The sequence below is a fragment of the Palaeococcus pacificus DY20341 genome (genome assembly GCF_000725425.1).
In the GTDB taxonomy this organism is placed as follows: domain Archaea; phylum Methanobacteriota_B; class Thermococci; order Thermococcales; family Thermococcaceae; genus Palaeococcus; species Palaeococcus pacificus.
On record NZ_CP006019.1, the window covers coordinates 1,163,751 to 1,188,390 of the forward strand.

At 42.9% G+C, this 24,640-nt stretch carries 34 protein-coding genes; 13 read left to right on the top strand and 21 right to left on the bottom strand.

Features of this window, described 5'->3' with window-relative positions; genetic code table 11:
• Positions 1 to 5: 5 nt before the first annotated feature.
• Positions 6 to 551, bottom strand: a complete 546-nt coding sequence (locus tag PAP_RS06375; protein WP_048165219.1) for a histidine phosphatase family protein — start codon at positions 549 to 551, stop codon at positions 6 to 8.
• Between the two features lie 119 nt (positions 552 to 670).
• Here PAP_RS06375 and PAP_RS06380 point away from each other — a divergent pair, with 119 nt between their 5' ends.
• The 5 genes from PAP_RS06380 to PAP_RS06395 all read left to right on the top strand — a co-directional run bounded on the left by PAP_RS06380 (position 671) and on the right by PAP_RS06395 (position 2,766).
• The gene (locus tag PAP_RS06380; RefSeq protein WP_052649096.1) at positions 671 to 1,018 is read left to right on the top strand and encodes a hypothetical protein; all 348 of its coding nucleotides are present in this window, start codon (positions 671 to 673) and stop codon (positions 1,016 to 1,018) included.
• Positions 981 to 1,130: a hypothetical protein gene (locus tag PAP_RS10330; protein ID WP_169738671.1), complete on the top strand. Its 150-nt coding sequence runs from the start codon at positions 981 to 983 to the stop codon at positions 1,128 to 1,130. Before PAP_RS06380 ends, PAP_RS10330 begins: the two co-directional genes overlap by 38 nt.
• Positions 1,131 to 1,188: 58 nt before the next feature.
• Entirely contained in the window at positions 1,189 to 1,644 is a 456-nt protein-coding gene (locus PAP_RS06385) for a 6-pyruvoyl trahydropterin synthase family protein (protein ID WP_048165220.1), read from the top strand.
• Between the two features lie 151 nt (positions 1,645 to 1,795).
• Positions 1,796 to 2,227, top strand: coding sequence for a chromate resistance protein ChrB domain-containing protein (locus PAP_RS06390; protein ID WP_144367999.1), 432 nt, complete (start codon positions 1,796 to 1,798; stop codon positions 2,225 to 2,227).
• 116 nt (positions 2,228 to 2,343) lie between these two features.
• Positions 2,344 to 2,766 (top strand): PPC domain-containing DNA-binding protein, encoded by a 423-nt coding sequence (locus tag PAP_RS06395; protein ID WP_048165222.1) that lies wholly within the window; start codon positions 2,344 to 2,346, stop codon positions 2,764 to 2,766.
• Here the strand turns inward: PAP_RS06395 and PAP_RS06400 are convergent.
• Positions 2,763 to 3,323, bottom strand: coding sequence for a DUF998 domain-containing protein (locus PAP_RS06400; protein ID WP_048165223.1), 561 nt, complete (start codon positions 3,321 to 3,323; stop codon positions 2,763 to 2,765). The two genes, PAP_RS06395 and PAP_RS06400, sit on opposite strands and share 4 nt — an antisense overlap.
• Before the next feature lie 44 nt (positions 3,324 to 3,367).
• Positions 3,368 to 3,667, bottom strand: coding sequence for an antibiotic biosynthesis monooxygenase (locus PAP_RS06405; RefSeq protein WP_236627017.1), 300 nt, complete (start codon positions 3,665 to 3,667; stop codon positions 3,368 to 3,370).
• A gap of 146 nt (positions 3,668 to 3,813) precedes the next feature.
• Between PAP_RS06405 and PAP_RS06410 the strand changes: the two genes are divergently transcribed.
• The 3 genes from PAP_RS06410 to PAP_RS06420 all read left to right on the top strand — a co-directional run bounded on the left by PAP_RS06410 (position 3,814) and on the right by PAP_RS06420 (position 5,186).
• Positions 3,814 to 4,455: a Yip1 family protein gene (locus PAP_RS06410; RefSeq protein ID WP_158442500.1), complete on the top strand. Its 642-nt coding sequence runs from the start codon at positions 3,814 to 3,816 to the stop codon at positions 4,453 to 4,455.
• A 99-nt stretch (positions 4,456 to 4,554) separates the two neighbouring features.
• The gene (locus PAP_RS06415) at positions 4,555 to 4,977 is read left to right on the top strand and encodes a hypothetical protein (protein ID WP_144368000.1); all 423 of its coding nucleotides are present in this window, start codon (positions 4,555 to 4,557) and stop codon (positions 4,975 to 4,977) included.
• A gap of 5 nt (positions 4,978 to 4,982) precedes the next feature.
• Positions 4,983 to 5,186 carry a helix-turn-helix transcriptional regulator gene (locus tag PAP_RS06420; RefSeq protein ID WP_048165227.1) on the top strand — a complete coding sequence of 68 codons (204 nt, stop codon included), beginning with the start codon at positions 4,983 to 4,985 and terminating at the stop codon, positions 5,184 to 5,186.
• Between the two features lie 6 nt (positions 5,187 to 5,192).
• Here PAP_RS06420 and PAP_RS06425 read toward each other — a convergent pair whose 3' ends face one another.
• The 4 genes from PAP_RS06425 to PAP_RS06440 all read right to left on the bottom strand — a co-directional run bounded on the left by PAP_RS06425 (position 5,193) and on the right by PAP_RS06440 (position 8,009).
• Positions 5,193 to 5,930: a class I SAM-dependent methyltransferase gene (locus PAP_RS06425; protein WP_048165228.1), complete on the bottom strand. Its 738-nt coding sequence runs from the start codon at positions 5,928 to 5,930 to the stop codon at positions 5,193 to 5,195.
• A gap of 54 nt (positions 5,931 to 5,984) precedes the next feature.
• A complete protein-coding gene (locus PAP_RS06430) occupies positions 5,985 to 6,887 on the bottom strand; it encodes a hypothetical protein (RefSeq protein WP_048165229.1) in 903 nt (300 codons plus the stop codon).
• Positions 6,888 to 6,996: 109 nt separating this feature from the next.
• Positions 6,997 to 7,332: a NifB/NifX family molybdenum-iron cluster-binding protein gene (locus PAP_RS06435; RefSeq protein WP_048165978.1), complete on the bottom strand. Its 336-nt coding sequence runs from the start codon at positions 7,330 to 7,332 to the stop codon at positions 6,997 to 6,999.
• 68 nt (positions 7,333 to 7,400) lie between these two features.
• Complete coding sequence (locus tag PAP_RS06440) at positions 7,401 to 8,009, bottom strand: NifB/NifX family molybdenum-iron cluster-binding protein (protein ID WP_048165230.1); 609 nt, start codon at positions 8,007 to 8,009, stop codon at positions 7,401 to 7,403.
• A gap of 127 nt (positions 8,010 to 8,136) precedes the next feature.
• Here PAP_RS06440 and PAP_RS06445 point away from each other — a divergent pair, with 127 nt between their 5' ends.
• Together PAP_RS06445 and PAP_RS06450 are read left to right on the top strand one after the other, a co-directional pair.
• Complete coding sequence (locus PAP_RS06445) at positions 8,137 to 8,850, top strand: RAD55 family ATPase (protein WP_048165231.1); 714 nt, start codon at positions 8,137 to 8,139, stop codon at positions 8,848 to 8,850.
• Positions 8,851 to 8,891: 41 nt separating this feature from the next.
• Complete coding sequence (locus tag PAP_RS06450) at positions 8,892 to 11,186, top strand: DEAD/DEAH box helicase (protein ID WP_048165232.1); 2,295 nt, start codon at positions 8,892 to 8,894, stop codon at positions 11,184 to 11,186.
• Here the strand turns inward: PAP_RS06450 and PAP_RS06455 are convergent.
• From PAP_RS06455 to PAP_RS06470, 4 genes are all read right to left on the bottom strand, one after another.
• Positions 11,183 to 11,806, bottom strand: coding sequence for a TIGR00296 family protein (locus PAP_RS06455; RefSeq protein WP_048165233.1), 624 nt, complete (start codon positions 11,804 to 11,806; stop codon positions 11,183 to 11,185). The genes PAP_RS06450 and PAP_RS06455 overlap by 4 nt on opposite strands.
• A gap of 53 nt (positions 11,807 to 11,859) precedes the next feature.
• Positions 11,860 to 12,942, bottom strand: a complete 1,083-nt coding sequence (locus PAP_RS06460) for a radical SAM protein (protein WP_048165234.1) — start codon at positions 12,940 to 12,942, stop codon at positions 11,860 to 11,862.
• Between the two features lie 107 nt (positions 12,943 to 13,049).
• Entirely contained in the window at positions 13,050 to 13,850 is an 801-nt protein-coding gene (locus PAP_RS06465; RefSeq protein ID WP_048165235.1) for a hypothetical protein, read from the bottom strand.
• A 176-nt stretch (positions 13,851 to 14,026) separates the two neighbouring features.
• Positions 14,027 to 14,476, bottom strand: a complete 450-nt coding sequence (locus tag PAP_RS06470; protein WP_048165236.1) for a hypothetical protein — start codon at positions 14,474 to 14,476, stop codon at positions 14,027 to 14,029.
• A 102-nt stretch (positions 14,477 to 14,578) separates the two neighbouring features.
• Here PAP_RS06470 and PAP_RS06475 point away from each other — a divergent pair, with 102 nt between their 5' ends.
• Positions 14,579 to 14,905: a hypothetical protein gene (locus tag PAP_RS06475; protein ID WP_048165237.1), complete on the top strand. Its 327-nt coding sequence runs from the start codon at positions 14,579 to 14,581 to the stop codon at positions 14,903 to 14,905.
• Between the two features lie 68 nt (positions 14,906 to 14,973).
• Here the strand turns inward: PAP_RS06475 and PAP_RS06480 are convergent, their stop codons facing one another.
• From PAP_RS06480 to PAP_RS06490, 3 genes are all read right to left on the bottom strand, one after another.
• Positions 14,974 to 16,119, bottom strand: coding sequence for a hypothetical protein (locus PAP_RS06480; protein ID WP_048165238.1), 1,146 nt, complete (start codon positions 16,117 to 16,119; stop codon positions 14,974 to 14,976).
• A 117-nt stretch (positions 16,120 to 16,236) separates the two neighbouring features.
• Positions 16,237 to 17,427 (bottom strand): molybdopterin molybdotransferase MoeA, encoded by a 1,191-nt coding sequence (locus tag PAP_RS06485; protein ID WP_048165239.1) that lies wholly within the window; start codon positions 17,425 to 17,427, stop codon positions 16,237 to 16,239.
• 2 nt (positions 17,428 to 17,429) lie between these two features.
• Positions 17,430 to 17,939 carry a MogA/MoaB family molybdenum cofactor biosynthesis protein gene (locus tag PAP_RS06490; protein WP_048165240.1) on the bottom strand — a complete coding sequence of 170 codons (510 nt, stop codon included), beginning with the start codon at positions 17,937 to 17,939 and terminating at the stop codon, positions 17,430 to 17,432.
• Positions 17,940 to 18,042: 103 nt separating this feature from the next.
• On the opposite strand from PAP_RS06490, the gene PAP_RS06495 reads away from it, so the two are divergent.
• The gene (locus PAP_RS06495; RefSeq protein ID WP_048165241.1) at positions 18,043 to 18,462 is read left to right on the top strand and encodes a DUF371 domain-containing protein; all 420 of its coding nucleotides are present in this window, start codon (positions 18,043 to 18,045) and stop codon (positions 18,460 to 18,462) included.
• A gap of 65 nt (positions 18,463 to 18,527) precedes the next feature.
• A complete protein-coding gene (locus PAP_RS06500) occupies positions 18,528 to 19,532 on the top strand; it encodes a metal ABC transporter solute-binding protein, Zn/Mn family (protein WP_048165242.1) in 1,005 nt (334 codons plus the stop codon).
• A gap of 5 nt (positions 19,533 to 19,537) precedes the next feature.
• On the opposite strand, the gene PAP_RS06505 is transcribed toward PAP_RS06500, so the two are convergent.
• The 7 genes from PAP_RS06505 to PAP_RS06535 all read right to left on the bottom strand — a co-directional run bounded on the left by PAP_RS06505 (position 19,538) and on the right by PAP_RS06535 (position 24,571).
• Positions 19,538 to 20,824, bottom strand: a complete 1,287-nt coding sequence (locus PAP_RS06505; protein WP_048165243.1) for an ABC transporter permease — start codon at positions 20,822 to 20,824, stop codon at positions 19,538 to 19,540.
• Positions 20,824 to 21,579: an ABC transporter ATP-binding protein gene (locus PAP_RS06510; RefSeq protein WP_048165244.1), complete on the bottom strand. Its 756-nt coding sequence runs from the start codon at positions 21,577 to 21,579 to the stop codon at positions 20,824 to 20,826. The genes PAP_RS06505 and PAP_RS06510 overlap by 1 nt, the downstream gene beginning before the upstream one ends.
• The gene (locus PAP_RS06515) at positions 21,566 to 22,261 is read right to left on the bottom strand and encodes a CPBP family intramembrane glutamic endopeptidase (RefSeq protein WP_048165245.1); all 696 of its coding nucleotides are present in this window, start codon (positions 22,259 to 22,261) and stop codon (positions 21,566 to 21,568) included. The genes PAP_RS06510 and PAP_RS06515 overlap by 14 nt, the downstream gene beginning before the upstream one ends.
• A gap of 1 nt (position 22,262) precedes the next feature.
• On the bottom strand, positions 22,263 to 22,460 hold the full coding sequence (locus PAP_RS06520) for a helix-turn-helix transcriptional regulator (RefSeq protein ID WP_048165246.1): 198 nt from the start codon (positions 22,458 to 22,460) through the stop codon (positions 22,263 to 22,265).
• A complete protein-coding gene (locus PAP_RS06525; RefSeq protein WP_048165247.1) occupies positions 22,461 to 22,823 on the bottom strand; it encodes a DUF2178 domain-containing protein in 363 nt (120 codons plus the stop codon).
• Position 22,824: 1 nt separating this feature from the next.
• Positions 22,825 to 23,205 carry a DUF2178 domain-containing protein gene (locus PAP_RS06530; protein WP_052649098.1) on the bottom strand — a complete coding sequence of 127 codons (381 nt, stop codon included), beginning with the start codon at positions 23,203 to 23,205 and terminating at the stop codon, positions 22,825 to 22,827.
• A gap of 100 nt (positions 23,206 to 23,305) precedes the next feature.
• Entirely contained in the window at positions 23,306 to 24,571 is a 1,266-nt protein-coding gene (locus PAP_RS06535) for a tRNA (N(6)-L-threonylcarbamoyladenosine(37)-C(2))-methylthiotransferase (RefSeq protein ID WP_048165248.1), read from the bottom strand.
• Between the last annotated feature and the right edge of the window lie 69 nt (positions 24,572 to 24,640).

The window sequence follows — 24,640 nt, forward strand, 5'->3', positions numbered from 1 at the left end:
AACTTTTACTTGAGAATATACTCCCATCCAGGCTGCCAAGCTTTCTTTTTTCTCCAATCCTCATCAATAGCTTGTTTCCAGGTTTTGTTGTTTAATAAAACCTCCAAAGCCAATTGAGGCGCTTGATGAGCAACAATAGCAATCTCTCTTCCATCATAATTTTTCTTCAGGAATTTGAGAAAATCGGCAATTCTTCTTTCGACGTCTTTATAGCTTTCTCCATTTGGGAATGGACTGTTAACATAATCAATCATCCTGTCCTTGAAGTCTCTTGCTGGTTTTCTGGTAAAATCACCATAATCAATTTCTCTTAATCTTTCATCTTGAATAATTTTGTATTTATCACCAAAGATAAGCTTAGCAGAATCAACAGCCCTCTTTAAATCAGAACAGAAAACAGCATCATAGCATCTATTAGAAACTAATTTTCCAAGTTCCTTAGCTTGCTTAATGCCCAGTTTGGATAATTCCCCTGGAAGCCATCCAGTGGCTAAATCTTGTTCGTTATCTATCGTTGTTCCATGTACAAAATATGTGATTTTAACAACCATATGTTTCCCTCCATGTTTCAAACTTTGATTTATTTAGGTATAAATCTACCGCTTCAACTTCGTTTTAATCCATCAAAGGGCTTTTTTAGTATAAGGCACTAAATTGTTTTGGTGAAAGCATGAAAAAATTATTAGCTGTTATCTCGGTATTACTTATAGTGGGAGCAGTGCTCGCTTGGAACTATGTAGGGGATAAAGAAGTGATTACGTTGAGGGCCACCTTTAGGATGGGCGGTGTGAGCTATAAAGGTTATGAAATGCGTGGAGATACGCTGATATTCAAATTCGAGCGCAAAGGTGATGTCTTTATCCAAGTAATAACCCAAAAAGAGGTCACTGAGAGAATCAAGGGAAGTCCAAGCAGAGTCCTCATGGAGGTAAGCACCAACGGGCGTGCTGAGGTGTATGAGGCCAGGCTGGTGGAGGAAGATGGAGAAAGAAAAATTTACGAAGCCTCAGAGCTTTGAACTAATTTGTCCTTTCTGCGGCTATAAGGCCAAGGATTTGGAAGATTTGAAGAGGCATGTTGTAGAGAAGCATACCTTAAATAGGGAAGATGTTAGAGGGGTGAGGTTTTAGCCACCCGCTCAAGAAGATTAATAAAGGCCAGCAGATAGAGTCTTTAATGGTGAGGAGAATGAAGTTTAAAGTCGTGGAGAGAAAGATAGGGTGGCATAAGGACTTTGACAGTTCCCACTTTTTAGCTCTTCCTTATGATAGCAAATGTTTGAGAATCCATGGGCACACCTACAATGTGGATGTGGAAATCTGGGGTGAGCTCAACGAGAACGGTATGATTTTTGACTTCAATCATTTGAGCCAGCTCATCAAAAAGCTTGACCACAGGATTATAACGAGCGCTGAATGGGTCAGAGAAGAGGGAGATTACCTTATAATCCAGCAGAATGAAAAGGAGCTCAGAATTCCAAAGGGTGAAGTTGTTCTTATCGATGCTTCAAATGTTACAGCTGAGCTTATAGCTGAGTGGTTTGCTAAGAGGGTAGCGGAGAAAGCAGGAGAAAATGTGAAGCGCATAAGAGTTAAGGTGTGGGAAGACCCGAGGAGCTATGCAGAGATAACTTTGGAGCGTTAGCACTTCTTTCAGCTTTATTTTAGTGTTGGTATTTAACAAATTTTGCTTATCTTATGCAGTTTTTTGTGTAATAAAGTTAAAATTTTGTAAAGAAAAACATTAAATATTACAAGGTTTGAGTTAGACTTATAAAAATTTGGAGGCGAACATTGTGAAGTGGATAACGCGAGAGCATGTCCACGTTGATAGGGTTGCCTGTCCGTGGCTTATAAAGAGATTCATTGACCCGGATGCGGAGTTTATTTTTGTGCCCCGTGATACTGACCCCGCCACGATAATGGAAGGAATACCCTTTGATTTTAAAGGCGTGGAGCTCGGCCACCATGATGGAAAGTGCTCCTTTGATGCATTCGTGGAGAAGTACAACATCACCGATCCCGCGGTTTTGAAGATTGCCGAGATTGTAAGGGAAGCTGACACACATGTGGAGAACCCATCGCCTCTAGCGGTTGCCCTTGATATTCTCGCGCGGGGTTACCGCATGATCTGTAAGGACGACTATGAAACGCTTGAGAAGGAGTTCTACTTATACGATGCTATGTATGCATACTTCAAGAAGCAGGTTGAAGAGAGCAAAGGTTAATTCTTTTACCATTTTTTTGGCTTTATGCTTTATGTCAGGTTTCTAATATCTAAGTTAAAATAACACACCTAAAGGGTTAAATTCTTCTTTTGCTTAACTAATCTTGAGGTGATATCATGAGATTTTCAAAAGGAAGAGCATTTCTTTTTAGGGTGCCTGAGGGAGAGGAATTTTTGAGCTTTGTTAATACTTTTGCAAAAAAGAATAACGTTATAATTGGGACTGTGAGTGCGATTGGAACGCTTAAAAATCCTAAAATCGGCTACTTTGAGGAGGACAAAGGGAACTACAAGGTTATATCTCTTGAAGGCACCTACGAGCTAATATCTGCTCTGGGCAACATTACTCTAAAAGATAGAGCGCCTTTCGCACACATCCACGTCTCACTTGGCGATAGTGAAGGGAAAGTACTCGGCGGCCATCTCATAGAAGGGGAGGTCTTTGTGGTTGAGGTGTTCATCCAGGAGTTGCTCGGCGAGCCCCTCGAAAGAAAGCCGCAGGAAAATGGACTAGCTTTATGGGATGAGGTCAGTCTTTAATTTCTCCTTCTTCTCTTGAAAATTAACACATAAACCCAAATCGCGACTGCGGCCGAGATGATTAACTCTGGGATTGCCACACCTCTAAATCTTCTCATTGCCAAGAACGCAAGGAGCCATCCTATAATGAAGAGCAAAGTCGTGAAGGATCCGAAGGACTTGTCTCCCTCTATGTAGAATCCAATTCCTGCTATTAGCATCCCAACGCTGCAGCTTACAAAGAATCCCACACTAACATGATAATGAGGGCCCGTCCCCTCGGGAAAAATTCCTATGAGCGCCAAAAAGACTAGTCCCATGATGAAAATTCCTATACCGAGCTTTCCGATGTTATTTGTCTCTTCAAATAGGGCTGTTGCATAGTAAATCCCCAGAAGTGCTGCTATAATCAGGGATATGTTCATAATCCAGTTATAAGGCAAACTGACCCTTCCAAGATCGCTTATGGCATTATCGGTTATGCTCCACCAGGAGCGATTTATGATGATTGCAACGAAAATTCCCCCTAATCCAATAAGGGGTGCACAAATACCAGCCAATCGCTGGCTTCTTCTCAATAGTATCACCCTTTCCCCATTATCTAGCCTTAACGCATAAATGCTCACTTCTCATAAAATATCTGGTACATGGAGACATATTTCTCCTTTTCCAGCAGAAATTCATCGTCTTCTGGATAATACTTTGCAAGTTCGGGCTCATCGCCTGCAAACTTTTTAATCGACTCTATTGAGTCCCAGATGGTTATGAGAAGGAAGTGGGCCACTTTGTTCTCATCTTTTCGCGTGAAATATAGTTTTAGTAAACCATCAACGGAGCTATAATCTGGTACCGCCCTTTTAATCAAGAACCTCTCGTATTCATCAGCTTTTTCAACGGGAACTTTCCCGTGCCACAGTCTCATAATTGCCAAAATACCACCTCTACTTTATATTATGCTTCTCATATATAAGAGGGTTGTGCATGCAGCGCTTTTCGGGACTAAAACTTTTTTATCATGCACACGTGAAGAGCAAATGTTTTAACATCCGAACTTATAATAAACGACAGGTGGAGAAAAGCATGTCCGGATTTTGGGGTTATCTCTATGGTGCAGCCTTCAAACCGCGTAGCACATTTGATCGTCTACTTAAAGACCCCCGACGGCTTGTCCATGGCTTCAAAGCCGTTTTGTTAATCAGCGCTCTCTACACGCTGACAGTTGTGGGCTTGGCCATCACCCATGCTGTGCCTGTGGTTCCTCCATGGGTAGCAATCCCTGCGGAGGATTATTATTTCTGGGAGATATTTTTCACCCTGCCCGTGTTTGTGATGGCATGGATTTTGGCGGCAGGACTAGTGCAGTTATGTGGAAGAGTGTTCAATGGAGAAGGCACATTTGAGGATACTCTTGCAGTTCTGGGGTTTGTCCTGACGGTTCCAATGTTTGTCACTTGGATTCCCGAGACTGTGATGACACTCCTATTTCTCGCAGGTGCGATAACCCAGCGGGAATTATTGGAGATGACCTCAAAACCAGGTGCCCTGCGGGTTTTTGCCAGTACTTACCAGCTCGTGGCACTGGTGTGGTATCTCATCCTAACAACCGTCGCCGTAGGTGTGGTTCAGAAGCTGCGCTTGCGACAAGCGGCGGTTGTGGCCGTATTAACCGTGCTAACTGTCGGGTTCATAATGCTTATTTTCATCCGGTGAAGAGTTCTCCCGTAAAGTTGTTCCAAAGCAAAAGCTTTATATACATGTTAACTATACCTAACATTGTGTTAGAAATATTTAACATCAGGAGGTATGGAAGTGAAGTGGGATAAGAAATGGGCATCGACAATCACGGCGAGCTTGATAGCCTTCTTCATATTATGGTGGAGAGCTGAATGGAGTCGAGATGGCGCTTTGCTTGCGGTTATATTTGCAATAATTGTTGCAAATCTCTTTTTTGTCGGATGGAAGGCTTGGGAGACCAAGAAGGAGAAGGAAGAGGGCTTTCCACCTAAGGATGAGATGACGCTGTACATCGAAGGTAGAGCCGCTTACTACGCCTTGAGGAGTGGACTTTGGTTCATGCTGGCGTTACTTTGGTATACGTGGTTTATTCATGTCTTTAACCTATCACTGCCAGAGCCCAACACATTTGAAGCCCTCATAATGTCTACACTCTTCATGTCACTGCTCTTCCTTGGGCTTAAGTGGAACTTTGGTAGGACCGGGAACATAAGGTGAGCGCGATGAAAACGAGGATTAAAGAGTTCCGCGCGCGCTATAACCTCACGCAGGCGGAGCTTGCAAAGATGGTGGGTGTGAGGAGGGAAACAATAGTTTTCCTTGAGAAGGGGAAGTACAACCCATCGCTCAAACTGGCTTATAAAATAGCAAAAGTCCTAAACACGACGATAGAGGAGCTCTTTATATTCGATGAGGAGAAGCTGTAGAGCACTCTACTTTTTTCTTCCCACGAGCAGCAGGCACCTTGGGAGACCTTCCAAATTCGCAACCTCCCACCACTCCCGCTCATCGCCAAACTCATGGAGCGCTATTAGCTCACAGCCACCTTTTAGCATCGCCATAACAAAGTCCTCAACCGTCCAGTGGAACTCGTAGCTTGGGAGAACCTCCTTAGAAGTGTTAAATTGGTATTTGTGTGGCCCTCTATCGAAGTAGGGAAACTCCATCTCTAGCTTATCGCTTTCCTTCCAAATCCTCCTGAATGGGTGGTACTCGTTCACGATGAAGAGACCGCCGCGCTTTAAAATCCTACATGCCTCGCTGTAGTATTTTTCTAAATTAGAGACCCAAACAGCCACATGGCCACCGGTATAGACAATGTCAAAGCTTTCATCTTTAAATGGCAAGTCTACAACATCGGCCTGCACAAACTCAATATTGACGCCAATTTCTTTAGCCCTCTTTGCAGCAATCTCGAGCTGCTTTTGTGAAATATCCACAGATGTAACTTTAGCCCCCATTCCCGCGAGAGCAAAGACCACCAAGTTATCGCCGCTTCCCAAAACGCAGGCTTTCTTTCCTTTGACGTCTCCCAGATACTTAAGTTCGAGCTCACTTAAAACAGTCTTTGGGTCTTCATAGGCTTTTCTCCATAGTTTTTCTACTCTCTTTTGCCACTTCTCAGCTGTGGCATCCCATCCTCTTTTGTTAGCCTCGTGATATTCGTTCATGAAAACACCTCAAAAATAACGTTCTATCATTGTTGCAAATTCATTTTAATATCTTCAAATCGGTAATCTGCCAAACTCAACCTCCAAGGTTTGTGTAGTTCTCCATATAAACGCTCCCTCTCCCTTAAGAACGTGCTTTCTCATATCCCCCTGTGGAACACCGTTTGCTTCATAAATCATGCTCTGCATGTCCGGGTCGTTGTAAAGTACAAGTGTTGGACCGGGAGTGTTGAGAAGGTTCTCCACAACGTACCTAGTTCCTAGAAGGGTAACTCTTCCCCTCATCGGCTGGGTCAACAGTGGAATAGCGGCGCTTCCAGGAGTTGTATAGAACAGAACTGCAGCATCGTCAATTGCAATTAGGGTGTTTCTTCTATCTCTCACCGCCGCTGCGAGAATCAAAAATGCCATTCCTACCAGTGTTATGCTGTGAGCACTGCCAAAGTCCACCAAAATGCTCTTTCCAAGCTCCGGAGGTTCACCTTTAAAGAAGACCTCATCCAGAAGAGTGTAGCTCTCCCGTATTACCTCTCCATAATGCGCCTTGGATGCGGCAACCTCTGGGGTGCTTTTAATCTTACCCTCCAGTATATCTGAGTAAAGCTTATTCGTGAGCGACCGATCCAGTCCATAAATTGTTTGAATTATTGTTGCCGCAGTGTAGAAATCCTTTATCAGCCCTTTAGCTACCATCTTTATAGGGTCCAAACCTGTTTCTTTATTGTCCTCTATCTTTATTACAGTATCAAACTTCTCTTTGGGGTGTTTTCCCCTTGTATCAAAGAAGATCAGACCATAACCCTTCTCCAAGAACTTGTCTCCAATATAGTCTATGATTTTGGTGGGGTCATCATCAATGCCAAAAATCTTCAGTGTTCTACCGTGATAGGCAGGATCATAGTATATCTCCTTTTCTTCATACTCCAGAATTTTTACAGCAAGCTTGCTGTACTTCATAAAGTTTCACCAAATTTTCATACGACATATGAAGTATAAACAGTTTTCCCTTAAGCAGAAAATCAAAGAGGACAAAGAGCGAGTTTATCGGCTACTTAGAATCAACTGGTTAAAGCTCTTCATGAAGGAACGTTTTAATTGCTTGTTCAACTGTCATCATTGGAGGAACAGAGATAAACTTTATTCCCGCTGTTTGAAGCACTTGAGATGCATTAGGGCCGAAAGTTCCAGCTATTACAGCGTTTGCACCGTTATCTATGCAGAACTGTGCAGCTTGAATCCCTGCAGCCCTTGGAGCACTGTGAGCAGGATTTGGAACTACTCTAACGTCTGTGATGTTTCCACTTTCGTCAACGTCAACTACTGTAAAAGTCTGAGCCCTCCCAAAGTGCTGACTTACAAAGTCATCCAAACCGCCCCTTGTAGTAGCGACCACTATGTGCATCTTTTCACCTCCTAAAAAATTGGAGGGATCTAATTTAAAAAGTTTTGCATATGCACAAAAAAGAAAACTCACCACCAGCCAAAAAATCTCGCAAGCCAGTTTCTCCTATTGGGCATTCCTGTTGCGGGGCAATAGCCTAAGCGAGCCCCCCAACCTCTTCCTCCTCTACCGCCACCACGGCCAAAGCCTATACCCCTACCAAGGCCTCTTCCGTAACCCCATCTCGGACCAAATCCATATGCCGGGGCTGGGGGATAATAGGGGGAAGATTGGGCTGTTTGCTGTTGTGGTGCATATATTGGAGCTGGTGGCATTGGATATGCGGGAGTAACGGAAGCTTGTGGGGCTTCTCCTTTAATAATGTGCTCAACAGCCTCTTTTATTGGTGTTCCGGGTGCAAAAGTGTAGTATTTAATTCCAGCTGCTTGGAGTGCCCCCACTGCATTTGGGCCAATTTGTGGTACTATTACTGTATCAACGCCTTCGTTTATGAGCATTTGCACAGCCATTGGACCGGCTCCTCCTCCAGCATATACCGCTTGGTTTTGGAGTGTTTTAACGTTTGTTATCTCGTCGTTTTCTACATCGACGATTGTGAATGTTGGTGCCCTTGCAAAGACAGGTGCAACAGCATCCTCCAAACCTCCTCTGTTTGAACTTGGAATTGCAATCCTCACATTCACCACCTCCTCATTTCTATTATGAGCATATGCACAAAAATTTATAAAGTTTTCGGCTGACCTAACTCTAGAGTGAGAGTCAAGAAAAATCATTAAATATGGGTCTCGGAGATTAGAACTATGTATGAAGAGCATGAGGGCCAAGTTTGGAATAGAACCGCTTGATGATGTATTGCTCAATGGTGGAATTCCGAAGGGTAATATAGTTTTAATTGTTGGGCAAGAGACCGCAGGGAAAACTATATTATCTTGGCAGTTTGTCTATAATGGAGTTAAAAAATTCAGGGAGAAAAGCCTCTTTGTTAGTTTGGAAGGCAGGAAGAAGGAGATAATTGAATATTTATCCAGTTTTTATAATAGGCGAATAAGCGAGTCTAAAAGTCTTCAAATAATTGGAACAGATAAGATTAACGAGTTTTTACTGAAGAACGACATGTTATCCTCACCTATTGAGGGCTTGATAATCCTCTTGAATGAGGTATTTTCTAAGTTCAAGCCTGACCGCCTTGTTATTGATGACATTTACTTCCTATTCCCGTTAATTGAAAAGACATCTATACAAAAGGAGATGTTTAGACTTTATCTGTTCCTCAAATCTAAAGAAATTACCACAATAATCACCACAATGCGATATTGGGACAGATCGAGACTAACGATGTTCTGCGAGGATAACTGCTGTGATGGTACAATAGAACTTGAAATGGCCGAAAGGAGTATTGGACTGAGACGTTACATTTTAGTGCATAAAATGAGAGGTACGGCCCATTTGAGAAAGAAGATGCCTTATGAAATCGCCGATGGGGGTATTATGATTTATTATGACAAGGAGATGTATTAAACGTTTATAAATGAAGAGGTAGAGAATACCTGAAGATGCCTATGTATTTAAGGAGAGATTTAATCACACCACGCGTTTATCAAGAGGTCATATTTGCGAGATGCAAAGAGAAGAACTGTTTAGTTGTTCTGCCGACAGGTTTGGGAAAGACATTCATAGCCATGCTTATAGCCGACTATCGCCTCTCTAAGTATGGCGGGAAGATACTAATGCTTGCTCCTACGAAACCCCTAGCTCTTCAGCATAGAGAGAGCTTTGCTAGGCTTTTTGACATTCCTGAGGAAAAGATAAATACGCTCACGGGGGAGCTCTCCCCGGAAAAAAGGGCGGAAGTTTGGAAAAAGAGTATTATTATTACAGCAACGCCCCAAACGATAGAGAACGATTTAGTTGTGGGGAGAATTAGCTTGGAAGATGTTGTTCTTCTCGTCTTTGATGAAGCCCATAGGGCTGTGGGAAGCTATGCTTATGTTTACATAGCAAAAGAGTATGCGAGACAGGCAAAGCATCCTCTAATTTTGGGTCTAACGGCATCTCCAGGAAGCAATGAGGAGAAAATTAGAGAGATTATACGGAATCTCCACATAGAGCATGTAGAGATTAGAACCGAAAGTTCGCCCGATGTTAAGCCCTATGTCCAGGGAGTAAAGCTCGAATGGATTAAGGTAGAGCTCCCCGAGCTTTACAAAGAGGTTAGGAAGCTGTTGAGAGAGATGCTTAAAGATTCGCTTAAGCCCCTAAAGGAAGCGGGGATAATTGATAGCTATTCCCCTGATTTGCCGAAGAAGGACGTTCTAAACGCTGGAAGGATAATAAACGCTGAAGTGGCAAGGGGAAACTATGCCCTTGGACGTCTCATGCTGTATCAAGCTAAGGCTATGAAGCTCCACCACGCAATAGAGCTCCTTGAAACGCAGGGCTTATCTGCATTGAGGAGCTACTTAGGAAAGCTCTATAATGAAGGCAAGAGAGGAAAGACAAAATCAGCTAAAGAATTGATACAGGATCCAAGGATGAGAAAGGCCATTTCCCTTTTAATGCAGGCGAATGAGCTTGGCTTAGACCACCCAAAGATGGACAAGCTTTTTGAGCTCATTAAGAAGCAGGTGGAGAAAAAGCCCAACTCAAAGATAATTGTCTTCACAAACTATCGTGAGACTTCAAAGAAGCTTGCAAGCGAGATAAACAAGCTCGGCATTAAAGCGGTTCGCTTTGTTGGACAGGCAAGCAGGGAAAAGGATAAAGGAATGAGTCAAAAGAAGCAAAAAGAGGTCCTTGAGCTCTTTTCGCAGGGAGTCTTTAACGTGCTCGTAGCGACGAGCGTCGGTGAAGAGGGGTTAGACGTCCCCGAAGTTGATTTGGTCGTCTTTTATGAGCCAGTTCCATCTGCAATTAGGAGCATCCAAAGGAGAGGAAGAACAGGAAGGCACAGACCCGGGCGCGTGGTAGTTCTAATGGCTCGTGGGACGAGAGATGAGGCTTATTATTGGAGCTCTCGGAGAAAGGAGAAGGCTATGTTTGTTACGCTTAAAAAGGTGAGTGAGATGGTTAAGAGGGAGAAGCAAGCCTCGCTTTTAGGATTTATGGGAACAAAAGCAAAGGAGGAGGCAAAACATGAGAAAGAGCCTCCTAAAGAAGAGGCACTTCCTGTTAAGCCCATTTTTGTTAAGAAGCCTAAGGGAATAGTTGTTTACGTTGATTCGCGTGAGCTTAAGAGCCAAGTACCAAAATATCTCAAGGAGCTCGGAGCGGAGATTCAGGTTAAAACCCTCGATGTTGGAGATTACGTTGTGAGTGAAGACGTTGCGGTGGAGAGGAAATCGGCAAACGATTTTATTCAATCACTTATCGATGGGCGCCTATTTGAGCAGATGGGGCGTTTGAAGGATGCTTATCTGAGGCCGATAGTTATCGTCGAAGGCCAGCTTTACGGGATTAGAAACGTTCATCCAAACGCTATTAGGGGGGCTTTGGCGGCAGTTGCGCTCGATTGGGGTGTTCCAATACTCTTTTCAAACGATGCTAAGGAGACGGCCCAGTTTATCTACCTCATAGCTAGGAGAGAGCAGGAGGAAAGGAAGAAAGAGGTTTCTCTTAGGGGCGAGAAGAAAGCTCTAACTTTAGCGGAGAGGCAAAGGCTGATTGTGGAAGGTTTACCAAACGTTTCTGCTACGCTGGCGAAGCGCCTTCTAAAGCACTTTGGAAGCGTAGAGCGCGTGTTTACCGCCACCGAAGAAGAGCTCATGGAAGTGGAAGGCATTGGTGAAAAGAAGGCGAGAGAAATAAGAAAGGTTATAACCGTGCCCTATGTGGATGAGGAGAATGAAGAAAGCTAAGCTTTGGTTAGAGGCTTTCTTTTAATAGGCCCCTTTGGATGCTCCTCTCCAAAGATCTCTGCTGTGAAGCGGTAAACTTTGGTCTCCTCATCGAGCCAGCAGTCCGGAGGAAGGCCAGCCTTCCAGCATGTCTCGGCTAAAAACTCTTCCTCGTCCCATCCCCATTCTATTGGAACTTGGGGGAGTAAAAGACCGCTATAAATGCCTCTTTCTACAATTAGTCCGTCTCTTCCTACTTTAATCTTCTTTGGCCTTTCCGAAGGCTTGCCCTCTATTATTTCGGGGGGTGTTAAAACACTCACCTCTATCGTCAGCGAATCGAGCTCCTCAGGCTTTACAGGCGGGAATCTTGGGTCGTCAACGGCCGCATAGATAGCTGCTTTTATCGTCGCTTTGACAAGGGGATATATTGGGAGAGGAAACCCTATGCATCCTCTAAGAGCACTTTGGGGTGGGGACTTGTAGCGGTTGAGCGTGACAAATACTCCCATCTTCTCCCAAAGCTCTTCTGGAGTGTCTTCGGGCGGTTCGGGCTCTTTTCCACTTTTTAAATACTCCTCAATCGTTTTTCTAGCTAGCTTAACTAAAAATTCACCGTGCTCATCTTTAATCTTGTACATCTCACCACCCACGATACGTATGCGCTCAAAATATTTAACATCACCGTTACCCTCTAGGGTAGAGGAATCCTTCCCACTTCGATTCTATCCCATGTGGGGTACTCCTCAATGATGTAGAACTTCACATCTCCCTCTACTGCATCGGCAAGCTCAATCGCTACCTCTTCGGGCATCTCTATGCGCTTTTTCTTCTCATTGATATAGAGCCACTCCTTTGGAACGCTTGCCTCTTCCACGAGCAGACTATAAAGCTCTTCCAAATCTTCATACTCTGCTATCCCAAAGCGAAGCGTTCCGTCTTCTGTAATCTCGTGATAAGGTTTAGCAACGTTTTTTGCCATCCTCTTTAACCTGTTCCTTAATTGGACAGCATCCTTAAGCTTAGCCGTGCATAAGTGGTAGCTCAACGAAGTGCTCTCCTCACCCCACCTTAAAAGCTCGAGTCCCAAATCTAAGCTTCCTTTTATAGCGGAGCTTTCATCGCTCACCGGTTTGAATCCTTTATCAATCAGCGCTCTTAAGTTCGTCTCGCTGAACTCAAGCTCATTTAGATTTAAAAACTTCGCTCCAAGATTATCCAAGAACTCGGCGTACCACCTTATCCTTTCCTCCCCTCCGGGGATTACGGGAACTTCTCCTCCAAAATCCCAATCAAAGTCCTTAGCATTTTTTATGTTTTCTATCTCCTTTTGGAAGAGCTTTGAGTTAGGACTGAATATGTCCGGGTGAAAGCGAATCTCATCAAGACCAGCATCGTATAGTTTTTCCAAGGCTTCTCTAGTTGCTAATGCCCCCGTAGTGTAGAGATGAATGTGAAAGTTCTCTCCAAAGTTCTCTTTTAAAAGCTGGATATACCTAACCGTCCGTTCAAGCCTCGCGAGTGGGTCTCCCCCTGTAACTCCCGCTCCTAAGGCTTCTTGGATTTTAGCCTCTTCCAAAATATCGAGCTCGTCTTTTACAGGCCTTTCGTTAGCATAAATAACATCTTCTCTACGCCATGGGCTTAGAGGGCAGTAAAAACAGTCTCTTGGGCATATACCAGTGGTAAAGAGCACTAACTTAGCCCCTTTTACACAGAGCTGGCACCCTTTTGGAAGCTCGCCCACGAAATATGAGTAATACTCGCTCTCTCTCATTAGCTCACCAAAAGAAAAGAAGGGGAACTCTTTTATAAACCTGACTGGACATGATTGTAAACGGATTTAAGTTGAGTTTAGCAAGCTCGATTCAAATCTCCTGTTGATTATTTTAATATTGTTACAAGCTCTTGAATCCTTTCATCATTTGTTATCTCTTCGACTTCTTCTAAAATTTTATCTATCTGGTTCAGCACAATTGATGGAGCCTTTTTTTCTCCGGGCATAATTATGTGTATGCTCCCATATGTGATTTTTGCTAGATTTAGGGAATTAAGCAAAAATGATGCATACCTGTCAGCTGCTCCCAGCAAAAATTCCTCTATTGTCTCTTTTGAGTATTGCAGGCCTTCCCTCTTTAGTGTTAAGGCAAAATCCAATTTTAATCCTTTCCTTTGCCCAAGCCCAGTGTAAAATTCTTGTGCAGATATAACAAAGCTTTCAATCTTTACTCCTTTGTCCTTAAACTGAATCACAATTCCTTTCCCGAATCTTTCGAGCTCTTTAACATATTCGTCTGGGCCATCAACAATTATGCTGGCTTTGTTTTCGTTGATATATTCTTCGGAGGTTGTGAAATCTATTTTTAGACCCTCCTCAGGGATGTACGCTAAGATCCCCCTCTTTTTGAGGGCATCATTTAAATTCTCAAGAGCTTTGTGAACTATTGATTCAACAATAATATCCTGATCGTAAATAAGGTAGCTTTTTGAATCATCAACTGCGAGGTATGTTAAAGGCACTAAAACCTTTCTCCCGTCTCTTAAGAAATGTTCTTCGGCTTTTACAAAGATCCTAACGGGCTCTATTCCAAGGGGCTCCAATCCCTGAATTATCCTATCAACAAATTCGAAACGTAGTATATTATGATACTCAGGATTAACGATGATCATGACGTCTTCAGTCATAATCTCACCTCCATAGAATGACCTCGCCCTCTCACCATTGTATAGATTCCAATCTGTATATAAATTTTGCCCAAAATTTTAAGTAAATTTTAAATAGATTGGCAATATTAGAGAAATTTTACAACAAAACACTTAAACAATTGGAAAAAATCCAGTAGAGATTGTAAATTTTACAATTATGCTACTTCAGTTTGTTCATAAATTGGAATATTTTTAATATGTTTGATCAGTGTTTGATAAAAGAACTCCTTCATATCGCTGCTCATGTCGTCATCAAGGAGTATATCTGCCCTCCTCTTTGTTTTGTATTCCATTTTATTGGCTTCTTGAATTAAAATTTCTAAAACTGGCAACAGCTGAACCATTAAGGCCTTAAAAAGCTCTGGATACGCATCTTCATCTATTTCCTCATCGCTCTCCATGCCTATGTAGAGCACATAACCTCCCATTTGAACGACCATAACAAACTCATTTTCACTTATTTCAATGAATGAGAAATTGTAGTTTTTTGAGTTTGAGACTGCTATCATAGCCCCTTTAATGGATAAAACAACGCTTTCGCCATCTATCTCAAATATTAAATCTTTTGCCAGCTCTCTCTGTGCTATACCATATAAGTTTAGCATTTACATCCCTCGTTTATTATTCCACTTACAGTACCCTTTAAGCTTTTGGATTGGGGATTAAATTTAAATCCATGAAAATTTTTTCATGATTATGTGAGATCCATGTGGAAGAAACGCCTTAAAGAGACGGGCGTCTTAACCACGGGAGAATTTTTGATTGAAGTGAGCGTTGACTCTGAGTGTCCCTGTAAAGACGATGAGCTCTATCCATCTATCCTCGTTTATGATTCAAAAAGCGAGGAGTGGTACTACATCGATGAGCCTTTTGAACCTGTAAGAAACTTTAGAGAGGCTTTTGAGGAAGCCGTGGAAATCCTTGAGGAGTATATGGATGGAAAGCCGCCACGTTTGAAGAGAAGTCCAAAGGTTTTTGCACCTAGTGAGGTTGTGGAGCGATTTGTGAAGGCGTTGAATCGGTTGAAAAGCTAAATTATTTTGTTAATCAACAGCAAAATAAGTGAGTAGCTAGTACCATTTCTACGGGAATATTCTCTGTATCATTCATAAATTTCTATGTACTTAATGTCTTCCCAGGGAATATAGATATGCCTAGTTCGTATAACACCATCCTCATCTTGTTCTTTACATTTTAAATGTAAAAATACTGGATCAAATAAATCCCAAAGTTTACCATAGAATTCTTTGCTATTGTTCGTGTGGATACGGAGATATGGGAAATCTTTGCGGAAATATTCTATGTCAGAAACATGTAACGAAATGGGGGTTTTGAGAAATAACAAGGCCATATTATTAAATCGTTTAGCTAAAATTATATTAATGTTTATGATATTCATGTGAAGCTTGTATACATATCTGGATAATCTGGTACTACTTAACAGAGGTTCATCCTCCTGTTTAAATTTTGTTTTTTGATGTTTTTTAAAAACCAGTGAACTTGGATACTCCTCCCATAATTTCATGCGCATATTAATCCAAGATTCAACATACAATCTGTCTATAAATCGTGTTGTTATAACACTTATGACTAAAAAGAATATGAATAGCCATAGGGGGTACTTTTTATCCGGCCAGATGTAAGAAAAAATATAGATGGGAAGAAATGTATACATACCAAAGACAGAATATGCAAATGTGAAACTAGGAAGGTATCCTTTACCTTTAAAGCTAAATTTGAATAGCATGAAAGATATGATCCAAATAATGAAAGAGGCTAAAACATTAATAGGATATTGTAAGACTTTTGTGATCCATATTGGAAGGGTAATACCAACAAAAAATAGGAGAAGGTTGCAAATATTATCCTGTGATGTGTTTCTTAAAAAGAACGTGGCACTTATTTTGTAATCTAGATACTTAAGCACCTTTTGAACTGCTATATTTTTTTGAATAATCTGTGCAATCCGGACGTTTACATTCCCCATTGGTAATTCTTTAGGAAATTTTAAGAATATGACAGAAAAGATGGAACGTAAAATCCTGACTGCTTCTTTAGACCACAAAATGAAGTAGAGAATAGCTTCAAATGCGGGCTTTAATAATACCAGTATAAATAAGAATATCAGCACATCCACTAGGGTGGGATGAGTATTAAGGGATTCTTGGAATATCCTAAACAGTGGGCTTTTATTAAGTAAGCTCTCTAAAACTGTGGTATTTGACAGGAGTATCTCTATGATATCCATTGATTATTCCCTCTATAATTAATATGAAGTATCTTAAAAGATTTACTTTCGAAAAAATATTATACACTAAACACTACTATATAAATATATGATGAAAGTAAATAACTAAAAATAAAGTTAATAAAACACCACCTCTACCTCCTCTCCCTCCCTGTGCCCTTCGCTGTCTTCCGGAATTATCAGATAAGCATTGCTCTCCACAAGTGCGCTTATTATTCCACTTCCCTTCTTCTTTATTGGGAGCACCTCACCGTTCTCATAGTATACTTTAACGAATTCATGGCGGCCTAAGGAAGAGGCGACCTTATTCTTAAGCTTGGCCTTTATCGTTACGGGCTTGTAGTTCGCTCCCACAAGCTTTGCGAGTGCATACTTGACGAAGAGGTGGAACTGGGCAAAGACAGCTGAGGGATAGCCACTCATAACAAAAACTCTCTCTCCGTAGCCTACTGGCCTTCCAGGCTTTATCGTCGTGCCGTGGAAGAGGAGCTTAACGAACTTATGCGCGTAGTCCTTTTCACCAAATGCACTCCCGCCTGTGATTAGAACGAGGTCGCACTCTCTCTTCGCCCTTTCAATGGCCTCTTTAATTTTGGCTTCATCGTCGGGAATAACTCCATAAAAGTGCGGCTCTCCAAAATACTCTCTAATTAGGCCTTTTAGCATCGCGGAGTTGCTCTCAAGGATTTTGCCGCTTATCAGTTCCTCTTCATTGAGCTCCTCAATGAGCTCGTCTCCTGTGACAATTATCCCCACGAGAGGCTTTTTCTTGACTTTGACACTCTTAAATCCAAGCGCTTTTAGGATGGCGAGGTCCTGAGGCCTTAGGATTTGTCCTTTCTTGAGAACTACCTCGTCCTTTTTAACATCCTCACCTTTAAAGGATACGTTTTGTCCTGGAGCAACTGGCCTTAGGACGTAAATAGTGTTGCCCTCGCGCTTTACCATTTCTTGCATTATTACCGCGTTTGCGCCCTTTGGCATTTTATTGCCCGTCATCAATTTTACTGCCTTTCCGTTCGTTACTTCCTCTTTGCTCTCCATTCCTGCGGTGATTTCATCTATTACTTCAAGCTTGATTGGACTGTATTCACGCGCTTGGAATGTGTCTTCAGCCCTAACCGCATATCCATCCACTGCACTCCTATCACATGGAGGCACATCTATTGGCGCATGTATATCCTCAGCTAAAACTCGCCCAAGAGCCCCATCGAGGAGCATTTCTTCAACATTTTGGAGCTCTTCAATATCGTTAATCATCATGTTAAAGGCATCTCTATAGGGTGTAAGCCTTTTAAATTCGCGCATTTTTACTCCCTCGCGTGCTTTAATATATGATACGCCTCATGTTTTATTATCTCCATGGCAGTTTTTACGGCGTTTAAGCTCCCCGGGAGGCAGAAAACGACTTTGCTCTCTTTATCCCTTATTATCCCTGCAGTTGCTCTGCTAAGAACTGCAGCTGTTCCAACTTCTTCATAGCTTTTAAGCCTAAATATTTCTCCAAATCCGACTAATTCTTTATCGAAGAGCGGCCTTATGGTTTCTATCGTAACGTCTCTCCTCGTTATTCCTGTCCCTCCTGTGGTAATCACCACATCAGCTTTTTCTAAAGCTTCGAGAAGAGCTTTTAGGATAGATAACTTTTCATCGGGTACAATTTTGTAGTAGACATTTTCGTTTCCAGCTTTTTTAAGCTCTTCAATTATGTAATAACCGCTTAAATCTTCTCTTTTCCCCTGACTCCCCTTATCGCTGACAGTTATCACAGCGAACTTGAAAGTTTTTGGCGCTTTAGCCTTGTGTTCCTTAACTCCCATGCTATCACCAAGGATGATTGAGCGTTTGAAGTTAAAATTTTTTCTTAAAGTTCTGAGGATATCCAAAAGAAAGAGATATAAACCCCTCTGCTAAGCCTCCATCATGCTCATGGAGAAAATAATCTGCTGGGGGCATGAAAACGTCAGAGCCACACATAAGTCAACGCTTGAGTTTACAAAGGAGGACTTTCTAACGCCGAGAGGTGATTGCATCCTATGCATTAACGCAGATAAAGGAATAGATGACTTAAGTGAAGAGTTTAAAAATGCTTTAAAAGCTGGAAAAAAGCTTAGGATCCGGATAATCGTGGATGAGCTGGTTGATGAAGTTGTTGCCTATGGAGACGAGCGCCTAATCTTAGAACATCCCTTCTCAATGGTGATTAGGAAGAGTGAGTACGTAGATGGAAGAACGCTTGCGGTAAGAGCCAATAAAGCAGCGAGAGATATAAAAAGGGAAATTGTGGAGAGGCTCAAAAATCCGGAACAAAAGGCCGTTGTGGAGCTAATAATCGAGGAGTAGCTGTTTTCAAGTTTCGGGACAATCTTTAAAATCTAATAAGATAAAGATTTTTAGGGTGACCTAAAATGAGATCTCTGGCGAGCAGGTGGGGAACTTTTGCACTCATCATGCTGCTTACTGTTAGCCTAGCCCCTAGTGTTCTCGCGGAGGAGAAGCCCCTTGTAATAGCGAGCATTCCTTCATTAGCCGAGATAGTAAAAGAGGCTTTTGGAGATAGCGTAAGAGTTGAGATTCTCGTTCCATTGGGAGTTGATCCTCACGAGTATCAGCTCAGCCCAGAGCAGGTGGAAAAAGCACAAAGCGCTCTTGTGATAGTTACCACGGGAGGTCACTTGCCTGCAGAGAAGAAGCTCAGAGAGTTAAGCGAAAAAGGGGAGATAAGCGCTAAAGTTCTTGGGATTGAGGACTACCAAAAAGAGGGTTTTAGGTTCGTAGAGAAGAGCTGGATGGGTGGGAGCAACGAACACGGGACATGGATGGATCCAAACAATGCGCTTGCAATAGCAAAAGCAACAAAAGAAGCGCTAATTGAAAGTGATCCAAGAAACAAGGATGTCTATGAGAGGGAGTATGGTGTTTTTGAAGAGCGTGTGAGAACCATAGTGGAAGCATATAAGGTGATATTTGAAAATATGGGGAAGAAAAAAGCAATAATCGAGCTCCCAGCTCATCAATATGCTCTAAATTGGCTTGGTGTGAAAGTTGTCGATGCTATCAAGCCCGAGGAAGAGGCGCCTGCAAAAAGTGTAGATGTTCTACTGTCGGCTGTTGAAGATGTGGACTTCATTGTTTATTCCAAAAACAGCCCCGACCCTCTAAAAAATGCCGCTATGGAGCTTTCCCAAAGGAGCGGAAGACCTTTAGCAAACATAGTGTATATGTGGACAAACGAGGAATATACCAAAGTTTTGGAGGAGAACACCGCGGAGATTTTGAAAGCTTTGAGCAGCCAAGAGAGCCAGCCAAAAACTGTTGAGCTCAAGCAAGGAGTGAGTGAAATTTATGTGCTTTTGGCAATGATTATTGGCATTGTTTTGGGATTTGCAGTGGGAATGTTCATAAAAGAATGAAAAGCTTAAGGAGCTTTCTTTCTCCTTCCAAACCTCACTTTTGCTGTGAGGATTTTCTCCGTTGTGAAGAACTTTGCGGTTATGTAGAGAGTTGTTAGTGCAAGTATAGCTAGGTATGCAACACTCGCATACATTCTGGAGTACTGGCCCATGAGCATTGCCCTAAAAGCTAAAATTGGATGACTAAAGGGAAGTGCCATGAGGATGTATCTGAGAGCTGTTGGAAGGGTTTCAATGTCTGTGAACATTAGCACAAAGGTTGGAAAGGCCAAGGGCATTATTCCCGCGCTCACCACAGTGTTGGCACTTTGAACATCTTCTGCGAAGATTGCCAACAGCATCGCCAAACTTAGAGCAAATGCTATAGCTAAAAACATTGTTAATGCAAATAACAAGGCTCCTTTAGGGGTAATTGCAAGCCCAAGTTCTTCAAAGGAAATACCTGAGCCAGCATCTTGTGGTATGAGCGAGCCCATATAATAGCGCATACCGATCATGTAGGTTATTGACGCTATTAGTCCCATAATTGCGGTTCCAGTTATTTTTCCTGCTACGATAGTTATCCTCTTGACTGGGAGCGTTAAGAGCGTTTCGAGCGTCTTGTTCTCCTTTTCCATGGCCATCGTTCCAGCGGCCATTTGAGCAATGATGATAACCATTAGAAATATTATGAGAGGTATTGAGAAAGCCTGCGCTGCTATTATACTTGAAACTACAGAAGGCGGAACCTCCACAATCCTGTCCTTTATGATGGAGTAGCTTTGGGCATCTATTGGATGGAGAATCGCATCAGGATCCCCTTCCACCCTGTCCTTAATTTTGAGCTTTGCCAGATATTCGTTTAAAACGCTTACAACGGCATTTATGCGTCCTTCGCTTACGCTTTCCCTCATTCCAGCACTCACACCCTTAAAAATAGCATAAATTTCCACATTTGTTTTTTCATTCATTTCAATGCGCTGAGAAAAGTCTTTCGGTATAACCACGACAACGTTATAGTCTTTTTCCTTTGCCTTTTCTATTGCGTCGTTTAAGTCTTTAGCCTCTATCTGTGTCACAGTGACGTTTGGAGCCACTTCAAGGGCTTTTATGAGATAACTCCCGTATTCGCCGGTGTCAAAGTTCACAAGAACGACTTTCGTCTCTTCTTGGGCCTGCTCTATACCTATTTGCATCAATTGACCCAACGCTGGGTAGAGTATTAAAGGTACAATGATTATTCCAAAGAGAAGTCCTTTGTCCCTGAGCATGTGTTTAAGTTCTTTCATCACAATTATCCAAAAGTCGCTCATTAATAGCCACCTCCAACCGGCTCGCTTATCTTTGCACCAACTACTGTCATAAAAACCTCTTCGAGATTTTCCACATCGTATTTTTCCTTGAGTTCTCTTGGAGCTCCAGTTTCCACAATAACCCCTTTGTTAATTAAAGCCACTCTGTCGCAGAGATACTCGACTTCAAGCATGTTGTGGCTCGAAACTAAGAATGTAACTCCCTCTCTCCTTGCGAAGTCCTTTATGGTCTTCCTAATTGTATAGGCATTCACGATATCCAGTCCGGAAGCGGGCTCATCTAAAATTGCCAGCTTAGGTCTCACCATCAAAGCCCTCGCCAGGAGGAGCTTACGTGTCATACCCTTCGAATAAGTCGAGACTTTATCCCTAAGTCTATCCCCTAAGCCGCTTATCTCGACACCGAGCTTGAGCATCTCCTCAACGCTTTTGCCCGTTTTAGCATAAAGCTTGGCCATAAACTCGAGGTATTCCATCCCCGTGAGGTTTTTATAGGCGCCTGCCTCCTCCGGCAGGTAGCTTATAAGCTTTCTCACATCATCGGCATCTCTGACAACATCCTTTCCAAAGACTTCTGCGCTTCCTCCAGTTGGTGTTAACAATGTAGCGAGAATTTTTAAAGTAGTGCTTTTTCCAGCCCCATTGGGCCCAATGAGACCAAAAATCTCCCCTTCCTTAACTTCAAAACTAATTCCTTTTAATGCTTTAACTTTTCCATAATCTTTCTCAAGATCTTTAACTTTAACTGCTGGCAAAATTTTCACCTCCAAGCCAAATTTGAGGGGTCAATGTTAAGTACAAACCGACAAAGAGTACAACAGCGGCAGAGATGTAAATTTCACTGATTCCGCCCGCTGTGATTAAAATGTCTCTAAAGCCATTCCAAAGAGCGTGGTAAAGTATTGAAACCGCGAGGCCCCCTTTATAATAGAAATATGCAAAAAGAGAAGCATGAACAAAAGTTCCTAAAAAATCAACAGTGGGCTCTAGCTTCCCCGGACTTAAAGCGAGCAATATTGGGATGTGCCAAACTGCCCATATTGCATTGTGAATTAGAAGAGCCTTTGATGGCTCATACTGTTCAAGAAGCTTAGGGAACATGTATCCCCTCCACCCAATCTCCTCACCATATGCATAAACCAGATATAGCAAAACTTGAAGAACCACAGTGCTCAAAAGGCTCAAAACTCCTCTGCTGGACAAAAACACTCTAAAAGCGCTCGAAGCCCAAAACGCAGGGGCATAAACTACTATAATGAATCCTACGACCATTAACACATAGCGTTTTCCATTATAAGTGAAGCTGGGATAAAAATCTCCCTCAATATGCACCGTGATGAGTGTTCCCAGAGCTACGGCAAGCATCGAGGCATGAGGATAGCCCAAGAACTGGAGAGGCCATGAGAGGGCAAAAACTATGAGGAGGAACTTTAGCATTTCATTCACCTTCGTAGATGAATATGTCTTCAATCTTAACGTTAAAAAACCTCGCCATCTTGAAGGCCAGCTCGAGTGAAGGATTGTACTTACCTTTTTCTATAGCTATGATCGTCTGCCTTGTAACGCCCAAGGCTCTGGCTAAGTCCTCCTGCGTAAGCCCCTTCCACTCCCTAAGCTCCCTCAGACGGTTCTTCACTCACATCACCCTGTCGTAGTAATAATGGGAGATTAGGAGTATTGCCGCTCCAAGAGCTAGGGGAATTATAAGCTTCGTTGCCACCTCGACGTTTCCCCTGCTGTACTCCCAGAGGTATTCGGCAAAGAGGAAAAAGCTCATCACCGCGTAGCCGTTCCTCGCGCTCTTCGCGCTTATGAGCTCTGTCCTCTCGTCCTCAACCCTCTCAACCTTCGAGTTGTAGTACCACGTGAGCAAATAGCTAAGCAAAAAGCCTGCTACAAAGATCCCTACAGCTAAAAGAGCCCTCCCGGACTTCGTTGAGTAAGCCAGTCCGATTATCATGCCCGTAACGAGAATTCCCAGCAAGTGTTCGTACTTCATCTCACATCACCTTTGAGTAGTAGTGCCTCAGCGAGAGTTTGATGATGGAAGTTATGACCATTAGAACTATGGAGAGGTAATAGGCGCTCTTCAACCCCTGCCTGTCCTGGGAGAGGATTGCAAGGAAAACGACGGTAAAGGCCAGCACAAGGATGAGCATCTGAAGAGTCCTGCGCGAGGCCATTTCTTCTATCCTAAGTGTCCTCTCATCCTGAAGAACCTCTCCGCGCCGTTTCAGCCATTCCACATAGGCGTAGGAGAGAGCCATCGCCATGGCCAGAACACCCAAAGCGAGGGCAATACTTCCCACCCTAAGAGCCACCATCAACATGAGGGTGGTTCCCACAGGTATCGCATATCTTGCAAGCTTCCATCTTTCCACATTTATCACCATGTAAAGTTTCCTTTACGTAAAGGTTCCTTTACATCTATATAAGGCTTTCGGTGTATGAGAAATTGGAAAATAAAAAAAGATTATCGGTTTATTCCACGAGCTCGCCCATCAAATAGGTCGCCGTTGCCTTTGTGACCTTCACTTTAACGAACTCGCCCACTGGTGCCCCTGGAAGGATTATGTCTTTGTAGTTCATAGTCCTTCCTTCAATTCCGCCTTTTTGTCCTTGGCCGTGCGTTAGGACTTCCAATTCTCGTCCAACGAGCTTTTTGTTAATTTCATAGCTTATGCTCAAACGCAGGCGGTGCAAATAGCGAGAGCGCTCTTTAGCCCTCCACCCAACCACCTGATTTTTCATCTTAGCCGCTAAAGTTCCGGGCCTCGGTGAGAAGCGTGAGACGTTTATCTTGTCTGGCCTAACCCTCTCAATGAGAGCAACGGTATTTTGAAAAGCCTCCTCCGTCTCACCGGGGAAGCCGACTATAATGTCGGTGTTTAAGTTAAGCCCCGGGATTTTCCTCCTAAATGCTCCAACTATCTCTTCAAACTCCTCAACGGTGTACGTCCTCGCCATGAGCCTCAAAATTTCATTATCTCCGCTCTGCACAGGGAGGTGGAGGAACTTGTAGATTTTTTCGTCTTTATATACATCCACTAGCTCATCGAGGAACTTTATTACATGGTTTGGGTTCATCATGCCTACCCTGACCCTAAACTCGCCCTCAATGGCAGTAATTTCATCTAAAAGCTCCGCTAAGTTGGTTCCTATATCAAAGCCGTAGCATCCGGTATCCTCTGAGCTTAGCTGGATTTCTTTATAGCCTCTAGCTAAAGCTTCCTTAACCCACTTAACCACCTTTTCCGGGGCATAGCTCTTCAAAACACCTCTCGCAAAGCGCGTTCCACAGTAGGTGCACGCGTTTAAGCAGCCTTCGCTGATAGGAACTACAAATGCAACACTGCTTTTCCAAATTCTGGGGAGCTCGAGCTTATCTACGCTCCTCTGTTCTATGGAAATCAGCTTTTCTCCCTCTTCCGCAAGTCTAATTGCATCCCCTATTCTATCTATGCTCTTAACCCCCAAAATTGCGGAAACTCTCTCATCGATAACTTTAGGGTTAATGTGGGGCAAACAGCCTGTAACGATAACTCTCTTTCCGCCATCTAAGAGCTCTTTAATCCTTCTGCTCATGTGATGCTCCGTAGGATCTTTGACGGCGCAGGTATTAACGATTACATAGTCCGCACTATCCAAATCACTAATTTCATAGCCCGCGTTAAGCAAGAGGGCTTCCATAATCTCCGCATCTGCCTTATTCCTCGTGCATCCGTAGGTTTCGATATGTATCCTCATGACAAGAGGGCGTAGGCTTTGGCATTTAAAAAGCTAACTCCACGACTTTGGGTATTTGGAAAAAGTTAA